General features: G+C 48.2%; 2 protein-coding genes. One reads left to right on the forward strand and one right to left on the reverse strand.

All coding sequences use genetic code 11. From position 1 onward, the window contains the following. Positions 1–373: 373 nt before the first annotated feature. Positions 374–1,498, forward strand: a complete 1,125-nt coding sequence (locus K2G41_RS10465; protein WP_300117941.1) for a site-specific integrase — start codon at positions 374–376, stop codon at positions 1,496–1,498. A gap of 55 nt (positions 1,499–1,553) precedes the next feature. Here the strand turns inward: K2G41_RS10465 and K2G41_RS10470 are convergent, their stop codons facing one another. Beyond that, entirely contained in the window at positions 1,554–2,012 is a 459-nt protein-coding gene (locus tag K2G41_RS10470; protein ID WP_300117942.1) for a hypothetical protein, read from the reverse strand. Between the last annotated feature and the right edge of the window lie 226 nt (positions 2,013–2,238).

Raw genomic sequence — 2,238 nt, forward strand, 5'->3', positions numbered from 1 at the left:
CTTTCCGTCCGTTAGCCAAAGTTAGCATTTGTTAGTTCCGATTTAGCACATTATCTTTGGTACAGATTTCGTGAATGTACCACAAAAATGTACCACAAAATGTACCGGATTTCCCGACATATCATCAATGTTGAGGCACCTGTCCCCCATATCCCGGGCTTGGAGGGCGGTCATACCACTCAACTCTCTGATATTTGCTATTTTGTGCTAAATTCTCCCAAAAGAGAAACGGCACACAACAGCATGCCGTCGAAGTCAGTTATTTTTGTATGCGGTACACGCGTGGTACATTTTTCAGAGAATGTGGTACACGGTTTCGGAGTGTACCACAACGAAGTCCTTAACAAGTTTAATCCCTAACACTCAAACTACTATGGCTGGAATACCCCAGATAAAGATTATTTTCGACCGTCGCAAGAAGGCGTCGGCAGTCACCACCGGAACCGTTGAGGTCGAGGTGTCATACAACCGCGAGCGCGTCCGCCTCTCGACAGGCGTTGCCGTTCTCAAACAACAGTGGCAGGGCAATCAGGTGGTGAACCATCCTGAAGCTGGCAGACTCAACGACCAGATCCGGCGTGTGTACGACGGCATACGCGAGAAAATGTCCTCCATCGCGTCTAAAGGCGGAGACTACGACCTGTCGCAGCTGAAGAAGGTGCGCAAGACACGGGTACAGGGCTCTACGATGGATTTCCTCTCATGGCTGGAGGAACGTATCGACATGCGCCCCGTCGGTGAATCCACCAGACGGCAGCATAAGGTCATGCTCTCGTGCCTCCGGGAGTTCGGGCTTATCCGCAATTTCTGTGACCTCACGCCAAAGAATATCCGCCTGTGGGACGACTTCATACGCAAGCGCGTCACTGCACAGTCCTCCGTCCACGGCTATCACAAGAGGCTGAAACCCTATATCGTAGAGGCAATCCAGTTCGAGAAACTGGAGACCAACCCTTACGAGAACATGAGGATACCGAGAGGGAAATCGGAGGGCATAAAGTTCCTTACTGAAGAGGAACGAAACCGTATCGAGGCACTGGAGCTGTTCGGCATGACCGAACAGGTGCGCGACATGTTCATATTCTCCTGCTATACAGGGCTTGCATACAGCGACCTCGTGAAGATCAAGAAGAGCGACGTGTTCAAGCAGGGGGACGACCTTTGCATACGCGATAAGCGCACGAAGACGGGACAGCCCTATATCATAGTGCTGCTTCCGAAGGCTGCGGAAATACTTAAAAAGTACGACTACGACCTTAACCGTATGTCAAATCAGAAGTGCAACGACCAGCTGAAGCTCATTGCCAACATGGCAGGCATACACATCAACCTGACAATGCACGTCGGGCGCCACACGTTTGCGACGTGGGCGCTGACCAAGGGTGTCGATATTTCCACGGTGAGCAAGATGCTCGCTCACTCCAGCGTAGCCATGACCGAGAAATACGCCCAGGTTCTCCAGACAAGCGTAATCAAGGGCTACGGAATCCTTAAATAATATGCGCCACTCCTTATTAAAAGGTACAACAACAACCATTCAATAAGCCGTCGCTTCATTTTGAAGGGGCGGCTTTCTTCATTTGCTGGAGTTCGTTTTCAAGTTGCTTTATCTTCTTGTCCTGTTCTTTCACTGTCTTTTCAAGTGCTTTCAGTTTATTATCAAGTGGGCCTACCACTATTGAAAAACTCTTCACGAGCTGCGCCATCTGCTCCATTATGAATGTGAGCCGTTCAAAATCCGTCGGAACCTCACCCGATACAGGCTCGGGAACGATCTGAGGCATGAACATATCCCCGTTTCCGTTCCATACCCAATCCTGCCTCAGACCCGGCGCCACAGCGCACAGGGTCTTTACGAAACGTTGGCTGACCGCGGATTTTCCGGTAATCACCTGTGACAGCATACTCGGATTGTAACCCATCTTTTCGGCAATCTCCCGGTTGGAGCGGAACACTCCGTTTGTCTTGAGCCATTCAAGTGCCTCTCTGATACGTTCTACACGTTTGTCCATATTTTGAGTTTAGATTTTCTAATTATCTTGATTAGTATTTTCCAATAATAACAATCCAAACAATCATTTAGCACGATTGGTTTGTTTGTTTCTGTACCAATAACTAATTTAGATTAATCATTTCTAATCGCAAAGTTAATCATTTTTCTAAATATTGCTATTAGCGACTAAACGAAATTTTTTCAGAAACTCAAAACACATCAGCTATGAGCGAGGACAGACGCAT

Source organism: Duncaniella sp. (genome assembly GCF_029056165.1).
Lineage (GTDB): Bacteria > Bacteroidota > Bacteroidia > Bacteroidales > Muribaculaceae > Duncaniella.

Coding starts and splice junctions, on each gene's coding strand:
- K2G41_RS10470 (WP_300117942.1), bottom strand. CDS start 2,012: ATGGACAAACGTGTAGAACGTATCAGAGAGGCACTTGAATGGCTCAAG.
- K2G41_RS10465 (WP_300117941.1), top strand. CDS start 374: ATGGCTGGAATACCCCAGATAAAGATTATTTTCGACCGTCGCAAGAAG.